At 62.5% G+C, this 26002-nt stretch carries 24 protein-coding genes; 13 read left to right on the plus strand and 11 right to left on the minus strand.

The genetic code is table 11. The features are described 5' to 3' along the window. Positions 1–130: 130 nt before the first annotated feature. From ntrX to dusB, 5 genes are all read right to left on the minus strand, one after another. Complete coding sequence (ntrX, locus tag AC2A04_RS01495) at positions 131–1516, minus strand: nitrogen assimilation response regulator NtrX (protein WP_484210538.1); 1386 nt, start codon at positions 1514–1516, stop codon at positions 131–133. Between the two features lie 13 nt (positions 1517–1529). After that, complete coding sequence (locus AC2A04_RS01500; RefSeq protein ID WP_484210539.1) at positions 1530–3767, minus strand: sensor histidine kinase; 2238 nt, start codon at positions 3765–3767, stop codon at positions 1530–1532. An 84-nt stretch (positions 3768–3851) separates the two neighbouring features. Further along, complete coding sequence (locus AC2A04_RS01505) at positions 3852–5288, minus strand: sigma 54-interacting transcriptional regulator (protein ID WP_484210540.1); 1437 nt, start codon at positions 5286–5288, stop codon at positions 3852–3854. Next, on the minus strand, positions 5285–6406 hold the full coding sequence (locus AC2A04_RS01510; RefSeq protein WP_484210541.1) for a two-component system sensor histidine kinase NtrB: 1122 nt from the start codon (positions 6404–6406) through the stop codon (positions 5285–5287). Before AC2A04_RS01510 ends, AC2A04_RS01505 begins: the two co-directional genes overlap by 4 nt. Further along, positions 6403–7458: a tRNA dihydrouridine synthase DusB gene (dusB, locus tag AC2A04_RS01515; protein WP_484210542.1), complete on the minus strand. Its 1056-nt coding sequence runs from the start codon at positions 7456–7458 to the stop codon at positions 6403–6405. The genes AC2A04_RS01510 and dusB overlap by 4 nt, the downstream gene beginning before the upstream one ends. Positions 7459–7560: 102 nt before the next feature. Here dusB and AC2A04_RS01520 point away from each other — a divergent pair, with 102 nt between their 5' ends. Genes AC2A04_RS01520 through AC2A04_RS01530 form a run of 3 tightly spaced genes read left to right on the plus strand, consistent with a single transcriptional unit; the run spans position 7561 to position 9797 of the window. Continuing rightward, positions 7561–8721 (plus strand): bifunctional 2-C-methyl-D-erythritol 4-phosphate cytidylyltransferase/2-C-methyl-D-erythritol 2,4-cyclodiphosphate synthase, encoded by a 1161-nt coding sequence (locus AC2A04_RS01520; protein WP_484210543.1) that lies wholly within the window; start codon positions 7561–7563, stop codon positions 8719–8721. 19 nt (positions 8722–8740) lie between these two features. After that, entirely contained in the window at positions 8741–9289 is a 549-nt protein-coding gene (locus tag AC2A04_RS01525; RefSeq protein WP_484210544.1) for a hypothetical protein, read from the plus strand. Positions 9290–9293: 4 nt separating this feature from the next. Continuing rightward, the gene (locus tag AC2A04_RS01530; RefSeq protein ID WP_484210545.1) at positions 9294–9797 is read left to right on the plus strand and encodes a CinA family protein; all 504 of its coding nucleotides are present in this window, start codon (positions 9294–9296) and stop codon (positions 9795–9797) included. Here the strand turns inward: AC2A04_RS01530 and AC2A04_RS01535 are convergent. Together AC2A04_RS01535 and lipA are read right to left on the minus strand one after the other, a co-directional pair. Further along, on the minus strand, positions 9758–10219 hold the full coding sequence (locus tag AC2A04_RS01535; protein WP_484210546.1) for a type II toxin-antitoxin system RatA family toxin: 462 nt from the start codon (positions 10217–10219) through the stop codon (positions 9758–9760). The two genes, AC2A04_RS01530 and AC2A04_RS01535, sit on opposite strands and share 40 nt — an antisense overlap. 19 nt (positions 10220–10238) lie before the next feature. Further along, a complete protein-coding gene (gene lipA, locus AC2A04_RS01540) occupies positions 10239–11177 on the minus strand; it encodes a lipoyl synthase (protein ID WP_484210547.1) in 939 nt (312 codons plus the stop codon). A 66-nt stretch (positions 11178–11243) separates the two neighbouring features. Here lipA and AC2A04_RS01545 point away from each other — a divergent pair, with 66 nt between their 5' ends. Further along, positions 11244–11897, plus strand: a complete 654-nt coding sequence (locus AC2A04_RS01545; RefSeq protein ID WP_484210548.1) for a carbonic anhydrase — start codon at positions 11244–11246, stop codon at positions 11895–11897. Between the two features lie 75 nt (positions 11898–11972). On the opposite strand, the gene AC2A04_RS01550 is transcribed toward AC2A04_RS01545, so the two are convergent. Further along, positions 11973–13277, minus strand: coding sequence for a hypothetical protein (locus AC2A04_RS01550; protein ID WP_484210549.1), 1305 nt, complete (start codon positions 13275–13277; stop codon positions 11973–11975). Positions 13278–13591: 314 nt separating this feature from the next. Between AC2A04_RS01550 and gyrA the strand changes: the two genes are divergently transcribed. Both gyrA and AC2A04_RS01560 read left to right on the plus strand, forming a co-directional pair. Beyond that, a complete protein-coding gene (gyrA, locus tag AC2A04_RS01555; RefSeq protein ID WP_484210550.1) occupies positions 13592–16351 on the plus strand; it encodes a DNA gyrase subunit A in 2760 nt (919 codons plus the stop codon). Continuing rightward, a complete protein-coding gene (locus AC2A04_RS01560; protein WP_484210551.1) occupies positions 16348–16701 on the plus strand; it encodes a DUF952 domain-containing protein in 354 nt (117 codons plus the stop codon). The genes gyrA and AC2A04_RS01560 overlap by 4 nt, the downstream gene beginning before the upstream one ends. On the opposite strand, the gene AC2A04_RS01565 is transcribed toward AC2A04_RS01560, so the two are convergent. Beyond that, positions 16698–17354, minus strand: coding sequence for a lysoplasmalogenase family protein (locus AC2A04_RS01565; protein ID WP_484210552.1), 657 nt, complete (start codon positions 17352–17354; stop codon positions 16698–16700). The genes AC2A04_RS01560 and AC2A04_RS01565 overlap by 4 nt on opposite strands. A 68-nt stretch (positions 17355–17422) precedes the next feature. Here AC2A04_RS01565 and trmFO point away from each other — a divergent pair, with 68 nt between their 5' ends. Continuing rightward, complete coding sequence (trmFO, locus tag AC2A04_RS01570; protein WP_484210553.1) at positions 17423–18790, plus strand: methylenetetrahydrofolate--tRNA-(uracil(54)-C(5))-methyltransferase (FADH(2)-oxidizing) TrmFO; 1368 nt, start codon at positions 17423–17425, stop codon at positions 18788–18790. 78 nt (positions 18791–18868) lie between these two features. On the opposite strand, the gene AC2A04_RS01575 is transcribed toward trmFO, so the two are convergent. Beyond that, entirely contained in the window at positions 18869–19345 is a 477-nt protein-coding gene (locus tag AC2A04_RS01575) for an EF-hand domain-containing protein (protein WP_484210554.1), read from the minus strand. Between the two features lie 84 nt (positions 19346–19429). Then, positions 19430–19852, minus strand: a complete 423-nt coding sequence (locus tag AC2A04_RS01580; RefSeq protein WP_484210555.1) for a hypothetical protein — start codon at positions 19850–19852, stop codon at positions 19430–19432. A 295-nt stretch (positions 19853–20147) separates the two neighbouring features. Between AC2A04_RS01580 and AC2A04_RS01585 the strand changes: the two genes are divergently transcribed. The 6 genes from AC2A04_RS01585 (at position 20148) to AC2A04_RS01610 (ending at position 25985) form a co-directional block, all read left to right on the plus strand. Further along, positions 20148–21746 carry a pilus assembly protein TadG-related protein gene (locus AC2A04_RS01585; protein WP_484210556.1) on the plus strand — a complete coding sequence of 533 codons (1599 nt, stop codon included), beginning with the start codon at positions 20148–20150 and terminating at the stop codon, positions 21744–21746. Further along, positions 21746–22219: a TadE/TadG family type IV pilus assembly protein gene (locus AC2A04_RS01590; RefSeq protein ID WP_484210557.1), complete on the plus strand. Its 474-nt coding sequence runs from the start codon at positions 21746–21748 to the stop codon at positions 22217–22219. Before AC2A04_RS01585 ends, AC2A04_RS01590 begins: the two co-directional genes overlap by 1 nt. Further along, a complete protein-coding gene (locus AC2A04_RS01595; RefSeq protein WP_484210558.1) occupies positions 22216–22644 on the plus strand; it encodes a TadE/TadG family type IV pilus assembly protein in 429 nt (142 codons plus the stop codon). Before AC2A04_RS01590 ends, AC2A04_RS01595 begins: the two co-directional genes overlap by 4 nt. Before the next feature lie 205 nt (positions 22645–22849). Beyond that, positions 22850–24709: a pilus assembly protein TadG-related protein gene (locus AC2A04_RS01600; RefSeq protein WP_484210559.1), complete on the plus strand. Its 1860-nt coding sequence runs from the start codon at positions 22850–22852 to the stop codon at positions 24707–24709. Further along, entirely contained in the window at positions 24706–25302 is a 597-nt protein-coding gene (locus AC2A04_RS01605) for a TadE/TadG family type IV pilus assembly protein (RefSeq protein ID WP_484210560.1), read from the plus strand. Before AC2A04_RS01600 ends, AC2A04_RS01605 begins: the two co-directional genes overlap by 4 nt. Positions 25303–25370: 68 nt before the next feature. Beyond that, entirely contained in the window at positions 25371–25985 is a 615-nt protein-coding gene (locus tag AC2A04_RS01610) for a TadE/TadG family type IV pilus assembly protein (protein WP_484210561.1), read from the plus strand. Positions 25986–26002: the final 17 nt, after the last annotated feature.

Here is a 26002-nt window from a genome sequence, read left to right on the forward strand (position 1 = left end):
GGCCTTCGCGATCTGGCCTTCGCAGCATTTGCTGATCCGGCCGGGTTCATGGCTAAGTGTATGTTGCGCCGACCGATGCGTAAACCTTGGAAATTGGTCGGGGTTCCAAATTAATCCGTATGCACGAGGATCAGTCTTCGTCTTCGCCCTCGCGGCGCTCGGCCATGCCCAGCAGCTTGAGTTTGCGGTGCAGAGCGGAGCGCTCCATGCCGATGAAGCTGGCCGTCTTCGAGATATTGCCCGAAAAGCGCCGTATCTGCACCTTGAGGTATTCGCGTTCGAAGTTTTCGCGCGCCTCGCGCAGAGGGACGCCCATCAACGCCGAACCACTGGTTTCACCGCCCATCGGACTGCTTACGATTTCGGAGGGCAGCATGTCGGCATCAATCCGCGCAAGGCGATCGCGCGGCGCGAGGATCACTGTGCGTTCGACGACATTGCGCAGCTGGCGGACGTTGCCGGGCCAATCGTAGCTTTGCATAGCCGCCATCGCCTCGGGCGTGATTGCCGGCGGCGCCACGCCCTGTTCGTTGGCGTGGCGCGCAAAGAAATGATCGACCAGCGCTGGGATGTCCTCGCGTCGCTCGGTCAGCGAGGGAATCGCGACGGGCACGACGTTGAGGCGGTAATAGAGGTCCTCGCGGAAACGGCGCTCGGCGATTTCCTTTTCGAGCGGGCGCGAGGAGGACGAGACGACCCGAACATCCACACGCAACTGGCGGTGGCCACCGACGCGGACGAAGGACTGTTCCGTCAGGACACGCAGAATCCGGGCCTGGCTCGATGCCGGCATGTCCGAGACCTCGTCGAGAAACAGTGTCCCGCCATCGGCCATTTCGAGAAGGCCGGCACGCACCAGCTTGCCGTCGACTTCCTCGCCGAACAGTTCCTGTTCGAAACGCTCGGGCGTGATGCGCGCGGAATTTACGGTGACGAAGGCGTTCTGGGCGCGCGGACTCCATGAATGAAGCAGGCGCGCAGCCACTTCCTTGCCGGAGCCAGCTGGCCCGGTAATCAGCAGGCGGCTGCCGGTGTTGGCGACACGCTTCAAGGTGGCACGGACCTGGTTGATCGCCGAACTGTTGCCGGTGAATTCGTCCGACATGCCGAAATCCTGCCGCAGACGCGCGTTCTCGCGGCGCAGGCGTTCGGTTTCGGTGGCGCGCTCAACGAGCAGGAGCAGGCGTTCGGCTTCGAACGGCTTTTCGAGGAAGTCCATGGCTCCGCGGCTGATCGCCGAGACGGCGGTGTCGATGTTGCCGTGGCCCGAGAAGATGATGACGGGGAGTTCAGGCTCGCGCTTCTTGATCTCGTCGAGCACTTCGAGCCCGTCCATCGGGCTGCCGTGAAGCCAAACGTCGAGCAAGACGAGGCTCGGGCGGCGTTCGTCGATGGCGGCGAGCGCTGCGGTGCTGTCAGCGGCAAGGCGGCAGCCATATCCTTCGTCGCTGAGCACGCCGGCCACAAGCTCGCGAATGTCGCGTTCGTCGTCCACAATGAGGATGTCGAGTGCCATTGGCTGGGTCCTGTCAGTCCTGATCGGCGCCGGTTACGGTGCCGGTTGAATGAGAGAGCGGATCTCGGGCGAAGCGCATGGTGACGCGGGTGCCGCCGCCGGGCTCCGGGGTGAAGGCCATCTCGCCGCCGTGTTCCTCGACGATCTTGTGAACGATCGCGAGGCCAAGCCCAGTGCCCTTTTCGCGCGTGGTCATGTAGGGCTCAAGGATGCGTTCGCGGTCAGCCGGAAGGCCGATGCCATTGTCGGTAACGCTGACCGTAACCGAATCGCGGTCACCCGCCAGGGTCACGGCAATGCGGCCCTTGAAATCGACTTCACTTGACTTCGCCTTGCTTTCAATAGCTTCGACGGCGTTCTTGAGCACGTTGGTCATGCACTGCCCGAACTGGTGGCGGTCGCACTGGATCGGAACGCTGGGCTCGTCGCAGGCGAAGCTGTAAGCGATCTGGGTGTGCGCGACTTCCTGAAGGAAGAGCGACTGGCGAACGAGATCGCTGGCGTCCTCGGCGCGGAAGACGGGCTTTGGCAAACGCGCGAAGGACGAGAACTCGTCGACCATCTTGCGCAGGTCGCCCACTTGCCGGATGATCGTGTTGGTCAGTTCCTCGAACAGTTCGGGATCGGTTTCGATCTGGCGTCCATAGCGACGCTTGAGCCGTTCGGTGGCAAGCTGGATCGGGGTCAGTGGGTTCTTGATCTCGTGCGCGATGCGGCGCGCGACGTCGGACCAAGCAGCGCGGCGCTGGTCGAGCAACTGGCGGGTAATGTCTTCGAACGTGATGACGTGACCATTGTTGTCTTCTACGACCCGGACCGCCAGCGTGCGAAGATCCCCGCCCAGCGGGTGCTGGATCACGTTGTTGGGCTGCCCGCTGGCAACAAGCTGCGCGAAGACGGGCGAGACGTCGGCCAGTGGGCGCCCTATCGGCGTTTCGGCGCCCGGATCGGACATCAAGCGCAGAGCCGATGGATTGATGAGCTGGATCGCACCATCTCGACCGATCGAAACGATGCCGGCAGTGATTGATTCGAGGACCGCCTCGATGAAGGCTCGTCGCACTTCAAGTTGGGCGTTGGCCGAGACGAGCGCCTGGGTCTGGCCTTCGAGCTGCTGGGTCATGCGGTTGAAAGCTCGCGCGAGCAGACCGATTTCGTCAGCCCCGCTGCTCTGTGCCACGCGCATGGCGAAATTGCCGCTGCCGATCGTCCTTGCCGCCGAGACCAGTTCGGCCAGCGGGGCAACCTGCCGGTCGGCGAATCGCAGTGCCGCCCAGACCGCGACCCCGACAAGCGCAAGGCTGACGCCGAAAAGCGCCAGATTGAAGCGAAGCTGCAGCGCGCGGGCGCGTGATGTCAGCATGTCGTACGACTTCAGGACGGTCTGCGCGCGCTCCCACTGTTCAAGCGCAAGCGCATTCGAGGTGCGGGCGGCGTAAAGGTAGATGCCGCGCCGCTTGTCGATCGGCGTCACGGCCTCGATGCGCTCGGCCGAGGCATTGACCACCACGATTTCACCCGCATCGAGCCGTTTCAGATCCTGCGGCGTGACGCGCTGCTGACGGTCGGCCTTTTCCGGATCAACAATCGCGGCGGTGCGCAGGCTGCCGTCCGGAGCACGCTCGAGGATGGCAGATTCGTTGAGTTTGCGGCCGAGGACCTGGTAGGAATAGCCTTCGGCAAATTCGGTGGACGTGATCGCGGCCTGATCGAGATAGTCGCGAATGTCGCCGGCCATGGCGACAGTTTCATTGCCGACATCGCGCAGCTTGTCCTCGTAGTAGCCCTGGGCGAGCTTGTTGGCATTTTCGAGCATGCCGCGCGAACTGTCGGAGAACCAGAATTCGACGCCCGACTGGAACAGCAGCGATGCGAAGACGACCACGAGCAGAGTCGGGATCGCCGCGATCAGCGAGAACAGCCAGACCAGCCGAATATGCAGGCGCCCGCTCGATCCCAGCACGCTGCGCGTGGCGCGGCGGATGGCAAGCCGCCGCCCGCCCAGAACGAGCAGCGCCATGGCCGGAACGAGCGTACCGATCAGCAGGCTGGACGTAAGGCGAGACGGGAGGATCTGCCCCTCCTCGCTCGATCCGGTCACGGTCAGCCAGCTAACCGCGACCATCAGGGCAAGGATGGCCGAGGCGGCAACTTCAAGCAGCAGAAAGACGTTGGCGCGGCGAAGGCTCACGAGGACGCGGCGCCACCAACGTGGCATGCGTCGCACTTTCATCGAGCCATCCTGCTGCATAGTTGCCGTGTCACAACACCCCTGTTGCAGAATTGCAAGAGGAAACCGACAAACGGCATTTCAGGCGCCACAGGCCGGCGGGCGCTAGTCGCGAGTCACGAATTCCTCGGGAACGATGCCAAGATCGGACAGCCGCTTGCGCAAGGTATTGCGGTTGATTCCAAGGATCTGTGCAGCGCGCAGCTGGTTGCCGCCGGTCTGGCGCAGGACGGCGTGAAACAGCGGTCGCTCAAAGGCCGCGAGCGCTGAATCGTAGACGCTTCCTGCGGGTGGCTGTTGCAGGGTGAGCCAATTTGTCACCGCACTTGCGAAATCTGCAGGAGAGTCGGCCGGTGGCTCGCTCGCGCGCTGCTGTGCTCCTGCCTCGGTCTGTATAAGCAACGGTTCGATCGCTGCCATATCGATCACTTCGTCGCGAGCGAGGAGGGCGAGCCGATAAATGAAGTTGCGCAACTCGCGCACGTTGCCGCGCCACGGCTGACGGGCAAGCAACTCCGCCCCAGCTTCACTCAGATGCCTGCGGGGAAGCCCCTCGGAAGCCGCCTTGGCGAGGAAATGGCGCGCCAGCGCGTCGATGTCGTCGGCACGCTCACGCAAGGGCGGCAGTTCGATCGGAACGACAGCGAGGCGATAGTAAAGATCCTCGCGGAAGGTGCCTGCGGCAATCATCGGCAGAAGATCGCGGTTCGTCGCGGCGACGATGCGGCAATCGAGTGTGATTTCGTCGCGGCCACCGACCCGACGGATCTTGCCGGACTGCAGCGCCCGCAGCAGGCGCGTCTGGGCCTGCATCGGCATGTCGCCGATTTCGTCGAGGAACAGCGTGCCGCCACTGGCCTGCTCGAACTTGCCGATCGAGCGGGCGACTGCGCCGGTAAAGGCGCCCTTCTCGTGTCCGAAGAGTTCGCTCTCGATCAGTTCGGCGGGGATTGCGGCGGTGTTTACTGCGATGAAGGGGCCGGAACGACGGTTGCCCAATTGATGGATCGCTTCGGCCACGAGTTCCTTGCCGGTGCCCGATTCACCCAAAATCAGAACCGTGAGATCGTTGCGCAGCACGCGCGTAATCATGCGGTAGACCGCCTGCATGGCCGCGCTGCGACCGACCAGCGGCAGGCCTTGCGGCACGTCCTGTGGCAGGTCCAGCGCAGCAGCCTCTGCCTTGCCGATGGCCTGCGTGACGGTGCGGATCAGTTCTTCAAGGTCGAACGGCTTGGGAAAATACTCGAAAGCCCCGGTGTCGCTGGCACGCACCGCGGTATCGAGTGTGTTCTGGGCCGAGAGGATGATGATCGGAAGGCCGGGATCGGCCTCGCGCACGCGTCCGATAGTTTCGATGCCGTCGCCGTCGGTCAGCATCACGTCGGTCAGCAACAGGTGGTATGCATGACCTGCCAGAAAGCGGTCGCGCCCGGCGATGGAATCGCAGCGGTCGACCGTGAAGCCTTCGGCTTCCAGCGCGGCGGTGATGACAAGGGCGATCGAGGCGTCGTCTTCGACCAGCAGGACGCGCTTGCTCATGGGGTGGGTACCGATCCGGCAACGGGCAAGTGAATGCGGAAATGCGTCCAGCCGCCCAGCTCGTCGCGATCATGCGTGATGCGGCCATTCATTTCGCGCACCAGTTTCTGCACGAGCGCGAGACCGAGGCCCTGCCCGGACTTCTTGCCGGTGACGAAAGGTTCGAAGATATGATCGCGCAGGGCAGGGTCGATGCCTGGGCCGTTGTCCGAGACGCGCAGTTCGATCGGAAGGCGCAAGGGTTTGCCGCCCGGCCCTGCGTGCAACTGGATGCCACTGGCGAAGCGCGAGCGAACCGCGATGCGGGGCGACGCACGGCCGGCGCAGGCCTCGCGCGCATTGCTCATCAGGTTAAGCAGGACCTGCACCAGCGAATCGGGGTTGGCCATGACTGGTGGCAGCGAGGGATCGAATTCCTCTTCAATGACGATGGGTTCTGGCGCGCCGGCAGCGATCACCGCCTGCGCGCGGCGCACCGCTTCATGGAGATTGCAAGGCTGCGCTGGCTCGGTCCGGCGGCGCGAGAGCGACTGCATCTGGTCGATCAGCTTGGCGATGCGGTCAACTTCTGCGGTGATAAGACCGGTCATGGCGCGGTCGCTCTCCGAGAGCTTGCGATCAAGAAGCTGCGCTGCGCCGCGTATGCCCGCGAGCGGGTTCTTGATTTCATGCGCGAGCACTTCCGGCGCGCGCAGGGCAATGCCCTCGCCCCCGCCTGCACCGCGACCGTCGCCCGAAAGCGCCTCGACGCCCACGCCTTCGTGAAGCATCAACAGCTGCCAGCCCGGGCAATGCGTAACGGGGCTGGTCATGACATCGAACGGTCGAGGAGCCTGCCCGCGAATCTGGACACGCACGCCACGCGCGAAAAGCTGTGCCTCACCTTCAGTCAGGCGCCCCAGAATTAGCGGCTCGTCGAATTCGAACAATTCAGCGACCGACTTTCCGATCAGGCGACGCGCGCCCTGCCCCATGAGCTGCTCGGCCGCGGGATTGACTGCCGCTACCTTGAGTTCCGGATCGAGCTGCAGCAATGCGAGCGGCAGGCTGGCGACGACGCGTTTGGGGTCGGGCTTCTGCCCGGACTCCTGCCTGCGCCAGTCGGGCAGTGCAATCATGCCGCCGCGCGCCGCTCCGCCAGATCGGCGTGGGCGCCAGAAAGCTGGTGTTCGATCGCGCGACCATAGAAGTCGGCAAGGCTGGCGAGCACCGCATCCGGATCGTCGATGAAGTTGACCTTGTTGCGGAAATCTGCCGAACCGTGGAGCCCCTTGGTATACCAGCCCAGGTGCTTGCGCGCCATGTTGACGCCGGTGATCGCACCGTAGTGCTCCTGCATCGCGTGATAGTGCTCGACTATCAGCGCGTATTGTTCGGGCAGCGTGGGATCGGCCAGGCGCTCACCCGTCTGCAGCCAATGCATCATCTGGCCGAGCAGCCAGGGGCGGCCATAGGAGCCGCGTCCGATCATCACGCCATCGGCACCGCTCTGGTCAACAGCGGTGGCAACGTCTTCGATGGTACAGATGTCGCCATTGACGATCACGGGGATCGACACAGCATCCTTCACGCGGCGCACGAACGCCCAATCGGCATTGCCCTTGTAGAGCTGGTTGCGCGTGCGACCATGGACCGTGATCATCTTTGCACCGATGTCCTCTGCGATCCGCGCGAGTTCGGGCGCATTCAGACTGTCATGGCACCAGCCCATGCGCATCTTGACGGTGACCGGAACCTTCACCGCCTTCACCGTCGCCTCGATCAGGCGCGTGGCGAGCGGGATGTCGCGCATCAGGGCTGAACCTGCGTCCCCGTTGACGACCTTGCGGACCGGGCAGCCCATGTTGATGTCGATGATCGCAGCGCCCTTGTCTTCAGACAGCTTGGCGGCCTCGGCCATCTGCTCCGGGTCGCAGCCGACGAGTTGCATCGAAACCGGCTCTTCGATCGGATGCCAGGCAGCCTTCTGGATCGACTGGCGGGTTTCGCGGATCGCTGCGGGGCTGGCGATCATTTCGGTGACGTTGAGGCCGGACCCGAAGCGGCGTACGATGGTGCGGAACGGAAGGTCCGAAACGCCGGTCATCGGCGCGAGCACGACCGGCCAGTCAACCGTGACGGGGCCGACCTGAATGGGCTTGAGCCGAGGTGGAACGGGAACGTCGGACATGTGCGCATATCTGCCTAAAAAACAGGCACGCGCTTAGTCGATTGTAGCGCGCGCGGCAAGGCTGTTGCTCCGGGCAGGCTTGCGCTGGTAGAGGCGCGCGCAATGGATAGACCTGCCCTTCCCCAAAGTCCCCGCGTTGCAGCCGTTGTCGTCGCGGCTGGCAAGGGGCTGCGCACGGGCGGCGCGGTGCCCAAGCAGTTCGTTACCTGGCGCGGAAAGCCGCTCGTGCGGCACTCGGTCGAGGCGTTGTCGGGATATGGCATCGGGCCGATCGTCGTCGCGATACCAGAGGGGTGGGGCGAGGTTGCTGGAGCCGCGCTTAACGGAATCGAGGGCGTGCGGCTGGTCAACGGCGGCGCGACGCGGCAGGAATCGGTGAAGCTGGCGCTGGAATCGCTGGAAAGTGACGCGCCGGAAAAGGTTCTGATCCACGATGCAGCCCGGCCCATGTTGCCGAGAGAAGTGATTGACGGCCTTGTGACCGCTCTTGCATCGAACGTCGCTGCGGTGCCGGTCCTGCCCGTGGTCGACAGCCTGTTGCGCGGGATCGACGCGATGATGGACCGCAAGGTCGAGCGCGAGGGTCTGCATCGCGTGCAAACTCCGCAGGCGTTCGATTATTCCGTGATACTCAGGGCTCACCGGGCGTGGGTGGGCACGCCGGATGCAGGCGACGATGCTCAGGTCGTCGTCGCTGCAGGACACCCGGTTGCCCTTGCTCGGGGCGATGAGGCCTTGCGCAAGGTGACGTTCGCTTCAGATCTCGAGGAATCCGACATGAACGCCGTGCCGCGCACCGGGATGGGATTTGACGTCCATCGCCTTGTAGAGGGCGAGGAGTTGTGGCTGTGCGGTGTCATGATCCCGCACACCAAGGGGCTTTCGGGCCATTCTGATGCGGATGTGGCGATCCATGCCCTCGTCGATGCCTTGCTTGGTGCGATCGCGGCAGGCGACATCGGGGATCACTTTCCGCCCAGCGATCCGCAGTGGAAAGGGGCTTCGTCGGACCGGTTCCTGGCACATGCGGCGGGGCTTGTACGCGAGGCTGGCTGCCGCATCGCGCATGTCGACGTCACTATCATCTGCGAGTCGCCGAAGATCGGACCGCACAAGCTTGCCATGCGCACGACGCTTGCCGGGATTCTCGGGATTGACTTGAGCGCGGTCTCGGTCAAGGCGACGACCACCGAGCGCCTCGGACTGACCGGCAGGGGCGAAGGCATTGCCGCGCAGGCGGTTGCCACGGTTGTCGCTGCCTGATCCGGCTGGAGATGTTGATATGACTGTTTCCCGAACGATCCTGGCATTGACCGCAATTGCCCTGACGCAAGGCCAGGTCGCGTATGCTGCGACGGCGGGTTCCGATTGCCTGAACGAGGTCGAGGTCGGTGCACTCGTTGGTTATGCTTTGCCCTCGGTACTGAACGGAGCGATGACCGCATGTCGCCCGCATCTGGCCAAGGACGGCTTTTTTGCGACGCGCGGCGCGGAATTCGTCGGTCGTTATGCCGCGCGCAAGGACAGCGCATGGCCCGTGGCGAAGAACGCCTTTCTCAAGCTTGGCGCAGCAAAGGACGCCAAGCTGACCGAAACAATCAGTTCCCTGCCTGACAGCGCTTTACAACCATTTGTCGAGGCAATGGTTTCGGAAATGGTCGGCGGCGAGATCAAGCCCGACCAATGCACCGCGATCGAACGCGGCGTGCGCATTCTATCCCCGCTCCCGGCCGAAAATACCGCGGAGCTGATCACGTTCGTGGTCGTGCTGGCCGACAAGCCCAAAAGCGGCAAGTCGTCGTCGATCCCCATCTGCAAGGCTGCAAGATAGTAATATGGACAGCATTCTACCTGCCGAGATCGGCGAACTCGCCCGCAAGGTCGTCGAGGCGAACATTGCGCTCGGCCGCAAGGTGGCCATCGCCGAAAGTTGCACCGGCGGCCTCGTCGCGGCAGCGCTGACCGAGATTCCGGGTAGCTCGAGCGTGCTCGATCGCGGTTTCGTTACTTATTCGAACGAGGCCAAGCAGGAGCTGCTGGGCGTGTCCGAGGATGTGATCGACACTTTCGGTGCGGTTTCAATCGCGGTGGCATGGTCAATGGCACAGGGCGCGCTCAAGAAATCGGGGGCCGATGTGGCGGTGGCGATCACCGGCGTTGCCGGGCCCGATGGCGGTTCGGACCAGAAGCCAGTAGGAACGGTGGTGTTCGCCTGCGCCAAACGTGGCGAAGATCCTGAAGCGACCAATGCCGAACTGAAGCTGTTCAGCGAGGCAAAGACCCGCGCCGACGTACGTTTTCAGGCAACGCTCGTCGCGCTGGAACTGCTGCTGCCGTAAAGCTGTTCGGCGCGCTTCTCGAAGGCGCCGACCATCTTGCGGAAGGCGGAATCAAGATACTGGCCGGCCAGTTTCTCGAAAATTGCATTGCGGAACGTGAAATCGACGCTGAAGCCGACAGTGCAACCGCCATCGGCATTTGGCGTGAAAGTCCAGTCGTTCTCGAGCCGCTTCAGCGGACCTTCGATATATTCCACCCTGATCGCCCGTGGACGTTCCTTGTGGACACGCGAGGTGAACTTCTCGCGCAGCGCGCTGAAGCCCACGAGCATGTCGGCGACCATCACGGTTTCATTGTCGGACCTGATCCGCGTGGCCACGACCCACGGCAGAAATTCGGCATAACGACCAACGTCAGCCACAAGATCGAACATCTGTTGGGCAGACCAGGGCAGCACACGGGTTTCGACGATATGCGGCAAGACCTGTGGCCCCCTCGGCTCAAGCCTTCAAGGCAGCCTTGGCGAGCTGCGCATCGCGTGCGGCGCGCATTGCCCGGAAATCGTCACCGGCATGGTAGCTCGAGCGGGTCAGCGGGGTTGCCGCGACTTGCAGAAATCCCTTTGCCCGTGCGATCGAGCCATAGGCGTCGAACGCCTTGGGCGTCACGAACTCGATGACCTTGGCGTGCTTGGGCGTCGGTTGAAGGTACTGGCCCATCGTCAGGAAATCGATCTGCGCGCTACGCATGTCGTCCATCACCTGGTGAACTTCGAGCCGCTCCTCACCCAGCCCGAGCATGACGCCCGACTTGGTGAAGATTCGTGGATTGTGGCGCTTGACCTGTTCGAGCAGGCGCAACGAGGCATAATAGCGCGCGCCCGGGCGGATCGTGGGGTAGAGCCGCGGCACGGTTTCGAGGTTGTGGTTATAGACGTCGGGCCCTGCGTCCACGATGGCTTCCACAGCCGCTTCCATCTTGTTGCGGAAGTCCGGCGTCAGGATCTCGATCGTGGTGTCGGGAGTCATCTCGCGCAGGGCCTTGATGACCTTCACGAAGTGACCGGCACCGCCATCGGGCAGATCATCGCGGTCAACCGAAGTGATGACGATGTGCGTCAGCCCCATCTTGGCCGCAGCGGTGGCGACATTGACCGGTTCAAGCGGATCAACCGCGCGGGGCATGCCCGTCTTGACGTTGCAGAAGGCGCAGGCACGCGTGCAGACGTCCCCCAGGATCATTACCGTGGCGTGCTTCTTCGTCCAGCATTCCCCGATGTTGGGGCATGCCGCTTCCTCGCAAACCGTGTTGAGGCCAAGCTCACGCATCAGGTTGCGCGTTTCGCCGTAGCCCTTGCTGGTGGGGGCCTTGACGCGGATCCAGTCCGGCTTGCGCTGGCGTTCGGGCCGGGGAGCGGGCGAAGAAGCGAGGTCGTTCATGGGGTCCAGATAGGCGCAACTTCGAGCACTTGAAAGTGCGAATTGATGCGCCCATTAGCGCAAGTCATGACCCAGGACGCAACACCCGAACTCGACCACCTCATTGCAGGTTACCGCCGCTTCAGAGAACAGGGCTGGACACCCAAGCTTGAAAGATGGCGCGAATTGCGTGACTTGCAGGAGCCGCAGGTCATGATCATCGCCTGTTCTGACAGCCGCGTGGACCCCGCCCAGATCTTCGATGTGGCACCCGGCGAAATATTCGTGGTGCGCAATGTTGCCGCCATGGTTCCGCCGTTCGAGACCACCCCCGGGCGTCACGGCGTGTCCGCTGCGCTCGAATTTGCAGTTCAGGTGCTCAAGGTGAAGGAAATCGTGGTGATGGGCCACGGCATGTGCGGTGGCTGCAAGGCAGCGCTGACGCAGGACCTCAAGGGTACCGAACCGGGCGAAGGCGGTTTCATCGCCGACTGGATCGCCATGCTCGACGACGTGCGCGAGGAAGTGGTCGAAAAGCACGGCACGACCGGACGTCCGGCGGAACGCGCCATGGAACAGGCAGGCGTCAGAGCGAGTCTCGCCAACCTGCGCACCTTCCCCTGCATCCGGCGCAAGGAAGCCAGCGGCGAACTGCGCCTGCGCGGTGCCTTCTTCGCGATCTCCGACGGATTGCTGCACGTGCTCGACGAAGCCACCGGAGTATTCGCCCCGATCGAGTAACGCTCTCGCAATGTTCACAAACAGAAAGGGCGGCCCGCGCAGGCCGCCCTTTCCGTTATCAGCGGTGCGCCAGACTTACGGGCGCGCCTGCGTGGTCGCAAAGACCGACCAGAGGTGCGCAAGCGATGCACGAGCGCCGCCAACCTGCGCGAACGAGGCCTTGGCTTCGTCGTACTTCTTCAGGTCGACCTGTGCGATGCCGAGACGGGTCAGCGCGCGATCCTTGTCGATGCCACCCTTTTCGATCGCCATCTTGTACATTTCCTCGGCCTTCGCGGCTTCGTCGTACGAGAGATAGGCATCGGCCATGGCAAGCGCGCTCTTGCCGTCCTTGCCCGCGCGGGCTTCCTTGTCGAGTGCGGGCAGCGAAGCCTTGTCGGGTGCGATGCGACCCTTTGCCTGGGTACGGGCATCGACGACGAACGGGTCGTTCGCCTTCAGCACGCCAGCGGCCACGCCCATGTCGGCAACCTTGAGCACTTCGCCGGGAAGGCGACGCGGGTCGGCAGCTTCGATATATTCGACGTATTCGCGTTCGACGAACTTGGGATCGTTATTGAATCCGCCCGAGCGCAGCAGGAGGCGTCCGAGGTCCAGCGATTCCTGGTTGGTGAACTGGCCGAACTCGCGCGTAAGCTGGCCGGCACCGAGCCAGTTGAGAGGCGTCGGATCGTTTTCGACCATCATCGTCGACCATTCGATCGCTTGGGGCCCAAGGCGGTTCTTGTAGGCAATCAGGTTCGCGCGCTTGAACCATGCGTCCGGCACGGCCGCACCGGCAGCCTTGCGCGCAGCAACCGCAGTCTTGAGTGCGTCGAGTGCCTGCGGGTTCTGACCTTGCTGCGAGAACGAGTCAGCAAGCACTTCGGCTGCGCTATCGTCGTTGTAGTTGGCGGCAACCAATGGGCCAAGCGCCTTGGTGGCTGTGGCGAAGTCCTTGTTTTGATAGGCCATCATGCCAAGGTAATAGGTGACCAGCTTGGTCTTCTCGGCGTCCAGCTGGCCGCTGTCGACCATGTTCTGCAGGCCCTTCTGCTGAAGCGCAGAATCGCCGACGACGCTACCGACCTGCTGCTGCCACTGGCCGAAGATGATGCGGTCGAGCGGTGTCTTGACCACGGCCTCGGCCGTCGCAAGCTGAGGCACCAAAGCGGCTGCGGCAGCCTTGTCCTTGGCCGCAACAGCATCGTTGACCGGCTTCTGCAAAGTGCCTGCGGCCTTGATGAATTCAGGCGAGTTTGCTGCCTTTGGGGCCTTCTGTTCCTTTTCCTTGGCAGTTGCGCCGGTTGCGCCGACCGTAAGTGCGCCGGTGGCGAGTGCGAGGGCCAGCGCGGTCTTGCCGATCGCTCCGCCGAAGTTACGCCCGAAAGTTGCACGCATAGAATTCATCTCCTGTTCGACCGGAGGCTCGCGGCGGGGCTTGGCTGCCCTCGGCCCGTTTGCATCCCGGTGTCCTCTCACCTTTGGCGATCCCGCTAGTGACGCGGAATTCGGGCCTTGGCAACGGTTGAGCGCTATCCTTTTGACCTTGAATGGCGATTGAATGACACCTCGACCGATTATTCAGGCAATCCGTCGCAGGTGTGGAAAACAACCGGCGATTCCCGGCGATAACGCCGCGCTTGCTGGTCTTCACCAGGCAATTGGCCTAGGGCCTTCAAGCATTCCTGAAACAACATGAAAAAGCCACCACAGTGAGCGACGACACCACGATCATCGACCCCCCCGTCCCCGCCCCCGAAGGCGAGTTCCAGCGGATCGACATCGTCGATGAAATGAAGACCAGCTACCTCGATTACGCAATGAGCGTGATCGTCAGTCGCGCGCTGCCAGACGTGCGTGACGGGTTGAAGCCGGTCCACCGTCGCATCCTGTGGACCTGCCACGAGAACGGGTTCGTCTCGAACAAGGCCTATCGCAAGTCTGCCCGTATCGTCGGCGACACGATGGGCAAGTACCACCCGCATGGTGACAGCGCGATCTACGACGCGCTGGCGCGCATGACGCAGGACTGGTCGATGCGCCTGCCGTTGATCGACGGTCAGGGCAACTTCGGTTCGATGGATCCCGATCCGCCGGCTTCGATGCGCTACACCGAGGCGCGTCTTGCCAAGGTCGCGGATTCTCTGCTCGGTGACATCGACAAGGATACCGTCGACTTCACGCCGAACTACGACGGTTCCGAACACGAGCCCCAAGTCCTGCCAGCGCGTTTCCCCAACCTGCTGGTCAACGGCGCGGGCGGCATCGCAGTCGGCATGGCCACGAACATTCCGCCACATAATCTTGGCGAAGTGATCGACGGTTGCCTTGCCTACATGGACAACCCGCTGATCACGATCGACGAACTGATCCAGATCATTCCCGGCCCGGACTTCCCCACCGCCCCGCTGATCCTCGGGCTTTCGGGTGCGCGCAAGGCGTATCATGAGGGCCGCGGGTCGATCATCATGCGCGCGCGCCACAAGATCGAGGAAAGCCGGGGCGACCGTCGCGCGATCGTGCTGACTTCCATCCCCTATCAGGTGGGCAAGTCCGGCCTGGTCGAGAAGATCGCCGAGGCCGCCAAGGACAAGCGGATCGAGGGCATCTCGGACATTCGCGATGAATCGAGCCGTGAGGGCGTGCGCGTCGTCGTGGAGCTGAAGCGCGATGCGACGCCCGAAGTGGTGCTCAACCAGATCTGGCGCAACACGCCCGCGCAATCGAGTTTCCCGGCGAACATGCTGGCGATCCGTGGCGGTCGCCCCGAAGTCCTGAACCTCAAGGACATCATCGAAACCTTCGTGCGTTTCCGCGAGGAAGTAATCACGCGGCGCACCAAGTTCGAACTGAACAAGGCACGCGACCGGGCACACATCCTGCTTGGCCTCGTGATCGCGGTGACCAATCTCGACGAAGTCGTGCGGATCATCCGTGGTTCGCCCAATCCCACTGCGGCGCGCGAAACGCTGATCGCGCGCGAATGGCCGATGGGCGAAATCGCGCCCTATATCCGCCTGGTCGAGGCTATCGAGGAGATCGGCGTTGCCGATGCGGCGACCTATCGCCTGTCCGAAACGCAGGTTCGCGCGATCCTCGAACTGCGCCTGCACCGCCTGACGGCACTCGGCCGTGACGAGATCGGCAGCGAACTCGAAGGGCTGGCGATCGCAATTGCCGAGTACCTCTCGATCCTTGCCGACCGCCAGAAGCTCTATGACGTGATGCGTCAGGAACTGGTGGAAGTGCGCGCCGCCTTTGCCACGCCGCGTCTTTCGGAAATCGCGCCCGCTGCCGATGGCATCGAGGACGAGGACCTGATCGAGCGTGAGGACATGGTCGTCACGATTACCCTCGACGGCTACATCAAGCGCACGCCGCTTTCCACTTTCCGTGCCCAGAACCGTGGCGGCAAGGGCCGCTCGGGTATGGCGACGAAGGACGAGGATGCCGTGGCGACGATGTTCGTCACCAGCACGCACACGCCGGTGCTGTTCTTCTCGACCGCTGGCAAGGTCTATCGCCTGAAGGTATGGCGCCTGCCCGAAGGCGGACCGACCACGCGCGGCCGGCCGGTGGTCAACTTGCTCCCGGCTCTCGACAAGAACGAGACGATCGCAACGGTGTTGCCGCTGCCCGAGGATGAGACCGAATGGGGCAAGCTCTCGGTCGTTTTCGCCACGGCCAAGGGCAACGTGCGCCGCAACTCGATGGACGCTTTTGCCAACATTCCGTCCAACGGCAAGTTCGCGATGAAGTTCGATGCAGCCGAGGACGGCACGCCGAGCGACGACCGCCTGATCGGTGTTGCGCTGCTTGAGGCGAGCGATGACGTGCTGCTGGCTACGCGATCGGGCAAGGCGATCCGCTTTGCCGGTGACGAAGTGCGCGAATTCACGAGCCGCACCTCGACCGGCGTGCGGGGCATGACGCTCAAGGGTGACGACGAGGTCATTTCGCTCTCGATCCTGCATCGCGTCGGCGCGACTCCCGAGGAGCGCGAGGAATACCTTCGCTTCGCGGCGTGGAAGGGCGAAAAGGAAGGCCAGATGGCCGACCAGGAACGCTACGCCTTCATGGCCGAACGCGAGCAGTTCATCCTGACGGTCTGCGCCAACGGTTACGGCAAGCTGTCCTCGGCATTCGAATATCGCCGCACGGGTCGCGGTGGTCAGGGTATCACCAACATCGACAACATCGGCCGCAATGGTCCGGTAGTGGCGAGCTTCCCGGCGACCCAGGCCGACCAGCTTATGCTGGTGACCGATCAGGCCAAGCTGATCCGCCTGCCGCTGACCACGCTGCGCGTGATCGGGCGCGGCTCTGCCGGCGTGCGCCTGTTCAACGTTTCGGGCGACGAGCACGTGGTTAGCGCGGTCCGCCTTGCGGAGGATACCGAAAGCGGTGACGACGCCGATCTGGACATCGGCGAGGCGGGCGCGATCGAAAGCGGTGAAGGCGACGCGGAATGAGCGAGTTGCCCGTGCTCGCCTACAAGGTGCTGACGGGGCCGCAGATGGCGCAGCTCGAAGCCGATGGCGTGTTCAAGGGCGCGCCGGTTGATCTGGCGGATGGCTACATCCACCTGTCGAGCGAAACGCAACTGACCGAGACGGTGGACAAGCACTTTGCCGGACAAGACGACCTGCATGTGGTGGCGGTCGATCTTGAAGCGCTTGGCAATGCTGTGAAGTGGGAGCCTTCGCGCGGCGGGCAGCTGTTTCCGCATGTCTACGGCGATTTGCCGTTGAACGTGGCGGTGGCCTACGGACCACTGGAGCGCGATGATGCGGGCGTGGTGAAGCTGCCGGTCGCGGGCTAGACCGCGCCGAACTCTCCCCTCGCCCCCAGTGTTCTGATAACGCCCGTGCAGATCAGGAACTGGCCGAAATAGTAAAGCGGCCAGATCAGCAGGCCGGGGATCGGGCTTCCGGCCAGCGGCCCCATGCGCGCGAAGATCAACAGGTCAGAGACCACGAACATCATTGCGCCAAGGCCCACGCGGTAACGCGGAAAACTGCTCATCCAGGCAGCGGCGGCCATTCCCGAGAGGGTCAGCGCATAAAGCGCCACATCCGGAGCGCGGGATAGTTGCCATGCGATCAGGGGAACGCCGATCAGTGTGGCGACTGCTGCAGCCTTCTGACTGGTAACAGGTTTTCCGCGAGGATGCCGCAGATAGAGCGCTATGGCCGCGAGATGGCCGAGCAGGAATGCGAACGCGCCAGCCGAGAACCACAGTTCGAGAAGCATGTCACCCGCAGCACCCAGCGCCATGACAAGCGCGAGCATATGGGCGTTGCGCGAGGGGTGATGCGCCCAGGCATAGGCGGCGAGCAGGGCCACCCCAGCGCCTTTCCACAGGATCAGCCACACACCGGGGACCTGGCCTTTCGCAGCCAGCCAATAGCTAACCCCGGCCACCAGGCTCGCCACCAGCCACGGTCGTTTCTCGATCAGCGCGCGCTTGGGCACGTTTCCCCTTCCCTGCCGTTCCGATGACGGTCTTGCCGCAAGGCTCGTGCAATGCCAAGGGCTGGGCCATGACGCATCAGGTACATATCATCGGCGGCGGAATGGCCGGCAGCGAGGCGGCGTGGCAACTTGCGCGGCGTGGGATCACGGTGCGCCTGTCCGAGATGCGCGGTGGTGGCGACACGACGGCCGCGCACAACGGCGATGGCCTTGCCGAACTTGTCTGCTCGAACTCGTTCCGGTCCGACGATCATGAAAAGAACGCGGTGGGCCTGCTGCATCAGGAAATGCGCGAGTGTGACAGCCTTCTGATGGCTGCGGCAGAGAAGGCGCGCGTGCCGGCGGGCTCAGCGCTGGCGGTGGACCGCGGCGTATTTTCGGCGGAGGTCGAGTCGGCGCTGGCGGCGCAGCCCACGCTCGAGATCGTGCGCGAGCGGGTGGACCTGCTGCCTTCTGATGGCCTGACCATCGTAGCGACCGGGCCGCTCACCTCGCCGTCGCTTGCCACCAGCATCGGCGCGGCAACCGGCGCGGACAGCCTCGCCTTTTTCGATGCCATCGCCCCCATCGTCTACCGCGAATCCATCGACCTGGATGTCGCGTGGATGGCCTCGCGCTGGGACAAGGGCGCAGAAGCCTCGCTGGCGCTGGGCGGCGACGGGCGCGACTACATCAACTGCCCGATGACGCGCGAGCAGTACGAAAACTTCCGCGAGGAACTGCTGGCGGGCGAGAAGACCGAATTCAAGGAGTGGGAAGCCAACACGCCCTACTTCGACGGGTGCATGCCGATCGAGGTCATGGCATCGCGCGGGGTGGAAACACTGCGCTTCGGCCCGATGAAGCCGGTCGGCCTCGACAATCCGCACTGGGCAACGCCCGAGCATCCCAACGGGCGCTGGCCCTATGCCGTGGTGCAGCTGCGGCAGGACAACAAACTGGGTACGCTGTGGAACATGGTCGGCTTCCAGACCAAGCTGAAGCATGCCGAACAGGTTCGCGTGTTCCGCACCATTCCGGGGCTGGAGAACGCGGAGTTTGCGCGGCTCGGCGGGCTGCACCGCAACACCTTCCTCAATTCGCCCACGCTGCTCGACCGGCAGTTGCGCCTGAAGTCTGCGCCGCATATCCGCTTTGCCGGGCAGATCACGGGTTGCGAAGGCTACGTCGAGAGCGCCTCGGTGGGGATGCTGGCCGGCCTGATGACGGCGGCGGAGATCGCCGGGCGCGATTGGGCTTCACCGCCACGCACCACAGCCCTGGGCGCGCTGCTGTCGCACATCACCGGTGATGCCGAGGCTGAAACATATCAGCCGATGAACGTGAACTTTGGCCTGTTTCCGCCGCTGCCCGATGTGAAGAAGAAGGCGCGCAAGGAAGCCTATACCGAGCGAGCGAAGCGGGATCTGGCAGATTGGGTTCGCACCCTGGCTTGAGGGCACGAGTCATACGGCTTCGCTGACCTCCGGCTCGGCGGGCTCGGCACGAACGCGCTGATGGCCCGCCCTTCAGTGCTATTTGCACGAGCATTTCTGCTTCGGTTTGGGTTTGGGCTTCGGGCGGGTCGTGGCGAATTCGGTACGGGTCAGCCAGAGATCGCCGTTGCTGTCGGCGAACTTGAACTTGTCTACGGTGGTGTGCGCCCATTCCTCGAACGTCAGCAGGTTGTTGCCGTCCTTGTCGAGCTTGCGGAAATCGTTGGCGCGCGTGCTGAGCATCTCGTTGCGGGTGATGCGGTTGTCGCGGTCCTTGTCGATCAGGTTGAAGCGCCGGGTTTCCTTGCCGACTTCCGAAACCTCGGGCGGAGCAATCCCTTCCATCCCTTCGACATCGGCGGTGGGCAGTTCCTCCGGCTCGGCCGCAGGTGCGCTTTCGACCGGAAGAACCGGCGCTTCACCTCCGAAACCGGTTTCGGCGCGGCCCTGCCACCAGAAAATGCCTGCCGCGACCAGCATCAGGGTTGCAAGCCCGCCCAGCAATCCACGCAGCATCGATCCGGCTCCATAAATCCGGATCGAGTCTAGCCCGGCAATGCCGTGTTACGCATTGGCAGATGCTGCCGCTTTGGCAGGATATCAGGCGCCCAGCAGGCCGATGCGCACGATGGTGAGGAAATCGGCAAGCGGTGCCCTGCGCTCTTTCTTGGCCTCTCTTGCGGCGATGGCGTGGAGGATGGACAGGGGTCGCATCGCCTTCGAAAGCCGCGGCATCGAAACCGAAGGATCGCCGAAGGAAGACGCGACCGAAGTGACGGCGGCCAAGTCGCCTTCTCCGACCAGGCGACCAAGCGCGAGATAGGCCGCGATCTCGGCACGCGCGAGTTCTTTTCCGCCATCTTCGCCAACGATGCGGGCTTCCCAGCCATCGACCAGCCCGATCAGGGCCTGCGTCTCGCCTTGCCATGCGTGAAGCCTTGCGAGGACAGGTTCGCCCTTTGGCCAGGCGGTCGCGGACTCGGAAAGTCGGTCGCGCCACCAAGACAGGCGCAACTGAATCATCAGCGGTTCGCGCCCCGGTCGAGCCGTCTCGGCGAGTCGCCGTTGAAAAAAAAGCAAGGCTTCCCACGCCGGACGAGCGGAAAATGAGGCGTATGTGACAGCCAGACGCTCGACCGGATCAAGCATCTCTGCGGCTTCGAATGGTAAATTCGTCATTTACGCCAGCTCTCGCATTGCACGTATGTTTAACCAGTCTTCAACCACGACAGTTCAAGATGAACAAACCACGACATTCTAATGAAGGATTCCGGAAGTTTGCCATGGTCCCCGGAACCCGAGCGAGGCCTGTAACAAGATGATCGCCAAGATACGATCACTGATGCGCGCACTGACAGGAAACTCCAGCGGCAACGCTGCGATCCTGATGGCGCTTGGCTTGCCCGCGATGATCGGGGGGGCCGGCTTCGCCGTGGATACGGCGCAATGGTACATGTGGAAGCGCGAATTGCAGTTCGCGGTGGACCAGGCGGCGCTGGCCGGAGCCTGGGCGCGCACGCAGGATGCTACCAAACCCAATTATTCGACCCGTGCGCTGCAAGAGTTCAACGCCAACCTGTCCATCACGACAGACAAGATCAACGGTACGCCAACGGTGACGCTCGCAAATTATTCGGGCGGCACGAACAACAGCGTCACGGTGCGCGCCTCGCTCAGCGAAACCCTGCCCTTCTCGAGCTTTCTGACCGGAAAGGGTACGACCATCAGCGCCTATGCCCAGGCTGCTTACACCGCAGGCGCGTCGTTCACTTCGTGCCTGATCGCGCTTGACGAGGATGACGACGGCGCGATCACGGTCGGCGGTACTTCGGTGCTGAGGGCCCGCTGCGGCATGGCTGCGCTTTCGACTTCGGACCAGTCGATCGTGGTTGCGGGCAGCCCTGACATCGATGCCGGCTGGATCCTATCGCGCGGCGGTGTTGACGATTGGTTCAACACCCATACCGATGACGAGGTGCATGACTACCTCGAGGGCCTGTTCGATCCTTTTGCCAGCCTGACCCCGCCCAATCCGACCGAGAGCCAGGTTGCGCGCTCCTATTCCTGCGTGAAAGGCACGACGACGACGCGCGCCGACAGGTCGAAGAAGACCAACATCACCTATACATACTGGAAGGGTGAGACGATCGAGACCGCAACCACGCAGGTCACAAATCAGAAAAATGCCAACAAGCCCAGCGAGACGACGGTCGGCGAGACATATGTGATTGTCGAGAACACCACGGTTGCGGGCGTTACCTATACGACGACCGACAAGTGGACCGCGACCAACAGCGCGGGCAAGAACACGGTCTGGGAAAAGCAGACGACGGTCGTCGCGACGACGACCTCCAACGTCAGCAAGACGACCTCGCCCGATCTGGCAACGGTCTATCCCGGTACTTATACCGGCGGGATCAAGGTCTCCTGCACGACTACGTTCAATCCCGGCGTTTATGTCATCAGCGGCGGCGGGCTCGAAATCGACGGTCAATATGCGGTTGTCGGCAGCGGCGTGATGTTCGTGCTCAAGAACAACGCTTTTATCAAGATCAACGGCGGTTCGAATATCAACCTGACCGCAATCCAGTCCTCAGACCTCGTCAGCCGCGGGGTGAACGCAACCGACGCAAATGCGCTGGCGGGGATGCTGGTGTTTGAAGATCGCGCGTCATCGGGCACCGATCGCAGCCGGATCAACGGCAACGCCAGCACGGTGCTGAACGGCACGATCTACCTGCCCAACAGCGGGATCGACTTCCTGGGAACGGCGGCCGTTACCAGCCAGTGCCTGATGATCGCGGCAAACACGATCACCATCAGCGGCACGGCGAACATGACCTCGTTCTGCCCGCCGGGCCTCACCGAAGACAGCGTGGTGGCTAACGAAATCAGCCGGGTGAAGCTGGTCGTCTGATGCGCCCCCCCTCCCTTCTTGCAAGGCTTGGTGTCGACAGCGCGGGCGCGATGATCATCGAGACCGCGATCCTGGCGCCGGTGCTGATCCTGCTCAGCCTGGGGGCATATCAGGTGAGCAGCGCCGTTGCGCGCGAGAGCGAACTCCAGAACGCGATGAATACCGCCCAGGGCGTGGCGCTTGCCTCTGCGCCCGACGATGATGCCAAGCGGACGACGCTCAAGCAGATCATTGCAGCCTCGACCGGCGTGCCTATCGCCAACATACAGGTGACTGCAGCCTATCGCTGCAATTCCGGTGTGGACTACGTTGCGGCGGAAAGCACCTGCACGATTGGCGACAAGGTTTCGAGCTACGTCAAGATCAACATTTCTGATACCTACGAGCCGGTCTGGACCGAATTCGGGGTAGGTGAAGACGTCACCCTGAGCGTTGAGCGCTACATCCTGCTTCAACAGAGTACCAGGCTGTGATCCGGCGTCTTCTCCATGACACCCAGGGCTCGCTCGCAGTCGAATTCGCGCTGATCGGGCCGACCTTCATCGCGATGATGCTGGGCGTGTTCCAGATCGGAATCGGCATGCAGAACTACAATGCGTTGCGTTCCGTGGGCTCGGACGTGATGCGTTACGCCGTGGTCAATTACCAGACCAACAATGACCTCACCAACACGCAGGTGCGCGACTATGCGCGCTCGCTGGCGGTCAATTCACCCTATCTGCTCGACAGCAGCCGATTGGCCGTGCGCGTCGATTCGGTTACGACTTCCCGTGTTTCGGGAACCTTCGAGAAGACCCTGACGCTGACGTACAGCGTGCCTACCGTACTTTCCATTATCGGTTTCGGCGATTTTCCGATCAGCTATTCCCAATCGATCTTCCTGATCAACGACGCATAGCGATCTTCAGAACGGTGCGTCGATCAGCTGATAAATCAGCAAATGATTAACCATGTTCAGCCCTTAGGGACCGGTAATACCGGTGATATTTTCCCAAAATTAACCGAGTAAATTTTACCAAGTCTTACGTATTGGCCCGTAAGTGGTTTTCATGGCTTGGGGTCGACCATCACAGCACCGGACAACTCGCGTCGCGCGCGCAGCCGTGCGTCTGCTCGGAGCGATCTCGCGCGATACGAGCGGCAATGCGCTCAGCATCATCGCCTTCTCCATCGTGCCATTGCTCGCCCTTGTCGGCTCCAGCATCGACATGGGCCGCGCCTATCTCGTCCAATCACGGCTCCAGCAGGCCTGCGACGCGGGCGTGCTAGGGGCGCGCAAGGAACTGGGCGCAATCGACAATTTCGATGCCGACACCGACAGCGCGACCATCGCGGCCAAGGGCAACCGCTTCTTCAACGTGAACTTCGCCGACGGCATCTACAACTCGATAGATCGCAGCTTCGACATGGCGATCGAGGACGACATGTCGATCAGCGGCATTGCCTCGGTGATTGTGCCGACAGACATCATGCAGTTCTTCGGCAAGGATGAAATCGCGGTCGACGTTACCTGCCGGGCCAAACTAACGATCCCGAACACCGATATCATGATGGCGCTCGACGTGACTGGTTCGATGGCGGAGACGAACCCGGGCGACACCGGCTCCAAGATCTCGGTCCTCAAGACCGTGGTCAAGCAGTTCTACAACACGATGGAAACGACGCGGCAGCCCGAAAGCCGCATCCGCTATGGGTTCGTGCCCTATTCGACCAACGTGAACGTTGGCAACCTGCTCAAGGACGAGTGGGTGGTGAGTTCGTGGGATTATCCTTCGCGCACGCTGGTCGGCAACGGAAGCGGAAGCGGACTTTACGGCTATTACAGCGCGGTTTCACCGGTATCGGGCGGATATGGTACGACGCCTTCGACATTTGCGGCAACGCAGGCGATGGACGGCAGCTACAGTTGCTCCAAGCCGGCGAATACTTTGACAACCAGCACGGCACTCATGTCGACGACGACCGAGGCGACCACCAATCCAACCGGTACGCGTACGACCTACACGTATAACCGGACCCGAAACGGCAACATCTACTCGGTCAGTCTTTCGGGTTCGACCTGCACGCTTTCGACCACGGCCTACTCGAACTATGTCGACACTTATCGCTACATCACCGAGCCGCGGCTAGGTACGGGTAGCTCATGGCTCTACAAGGATGTGTCCAAGGACACGACCAACTGGCGCAATGAGTCCAACGGCTGCATCGAAGAACGTTCGACGTATGAAATCGACGACTACGACAACGTCGACCTGACGCGTGCGCTCGATCTCGATCTCGACCTCGTACCCAGTCCGAGTGACGCGGACACGCAATGGCGACCGATGTATCCCTCGATGATCTATGAACGGTCCAAGCCCTGGAGCGGCGGTGGCTCGTTCACGACTGCGGCCGTTGCTACGGACGTTGAATACATCTCACCGTACGTCGCCGGGTTCGCCGCCTGCCCGACCGCTGCCAGGAAACTGCAGGTCTGGGCCCAGGCAGATTACGATGCCTATATCGATGGCCTGGTCGCTGCTGGCAGCACCTATCATGACATCGGCATGATCTGGGCGGGTCGCCTGCTTTCGGGAACCGGTATCTTCGCAGACGAGAATGCCGACGTCTCGGCAAGTCAACGCACGAGCCGGCACCTTATCTTCCTGACCGACGGGCAGACTTCGTCCCTTGACATCAGCTACAGCTCCTACGGGGTGGAACCGCTGGCGCAGCGTCGCTGGAACACGGCTTCACCAATCTCGCTGACCGAGACAATCGAGAAGCGCTTCTCGTTCGTTTGCGAGGAAGTGAAGAAGAAGAACATTACGGTGTGGTTCGTCGCGTTTGGTACGGACCTCAATCCGATCATGACCAACTGCGCCGGCAACGGACACTACTTCAGTGCGGCGAATGCGGACGAGTTGCAGGAAGCTTTCGTCAAGATCGCGAAGTCGATAGGCGACCTGAGGCTTGCACAATGATCGCGCGACGCAGGCTGAGGCGACTGTGCAAGGACAGGCAGGGCGCAGCGGCCGTAGAGTTCGCGCTCATCTCCCCGGTGATGGTGTTGGTCCTGATGGGCCTGTTCGACATGGGTTACACGCTTTATGCCGGCGTCATGCTGCAGGGCGCACTGCAGGAGGCCGCGCGCAATTCGACGGTCGAGGGTGCAGCACAGAGACTGACCACGATCGACACGGCGGTCGAGAATGAGGTGCTTCGCGTGGTGCCGAACGCCGACCTCGTGTTCAAGCGCAAGTCCTACTCCAACTTCTCCGATGTCGGACTCGCAGAGGACTATACCGACACCAACGGCAACGGAGCCTGCGACGCTGGCGAGCCCTATGAAGATGCCAATGGCAACGGGGCGTGGGATCAGGACCGTGGCACCAACGGCCTGGGCGGAGCCCGCGACGCGGTGCTCTACACTGTGACGATGACCTATCGCCGGCCCTTCCCGATGGCTTCGCTGATCGGCCTGCCGGAGAATGTCACCAACGAAGCGACCACTGTTCTGCGCAACCAGCCCTACGATCTCCAGAAAAGCGTCGCCAAGCTGGAGAACTGTGCATGAGGCCGGTGGCGAAACTCTTCAGGCGCGGGTTGGCGCAGGTCGGGCGAAATCGCTCAGGCGTCGCCGCGGTGGAGTTCGCGTTGGGGCTCCCGCTCCTCCTGTCCGTGGGATTGTGGGGCACCGAGCTTGGCAACCTTGCGATCACGCACATGCGCGTAAGCCAGCTTGCCATGCATATTGCCGACAATGGCTCGCGCATCGGTGACGTATCGATGCTCGAAAATCTCAAGATCTATGAATCCGACATCAACGACAACCTGATGGGCGCGCAGATCCAGGCGGGAGGGCTAGACCTGTTCGAGCACGGCCGCGTGATCATGAGCAGCCTCGAGGTCGTCGACGGGACCGAAGATACGCAATACATCCATTGGCAGCGCTGCAAGGGCAAGCGCAACGTCCAGTCGGCGTATGGTCCGGCCGGAACGGGAACCGACGGTTCGCTCGATGGCATGGGGCCTGCTGGCGAGGAAGTGACGGCATCGGCGGGAGATGCCGTGATCTTCGTCGAAATCGAGTACGAGTATCAGCCGCTGGTTTCCGCGCAGTTCGTACCCAATACCGTGATCCGGTCGACCGCCGCCTTCAACGTGCGCGACGATCGCGATCTTACGCAGATCTACCAGCGCGATGCCGGTACGCCCGATCCTGTAGCAAGTTGCACTGTCTACGACGGATTCGACTGATCAAGCAGAAAGGGCGC

Source organism: Novosphingobium sp. HNCC26DJ243 (assembly GCF_057180545.1).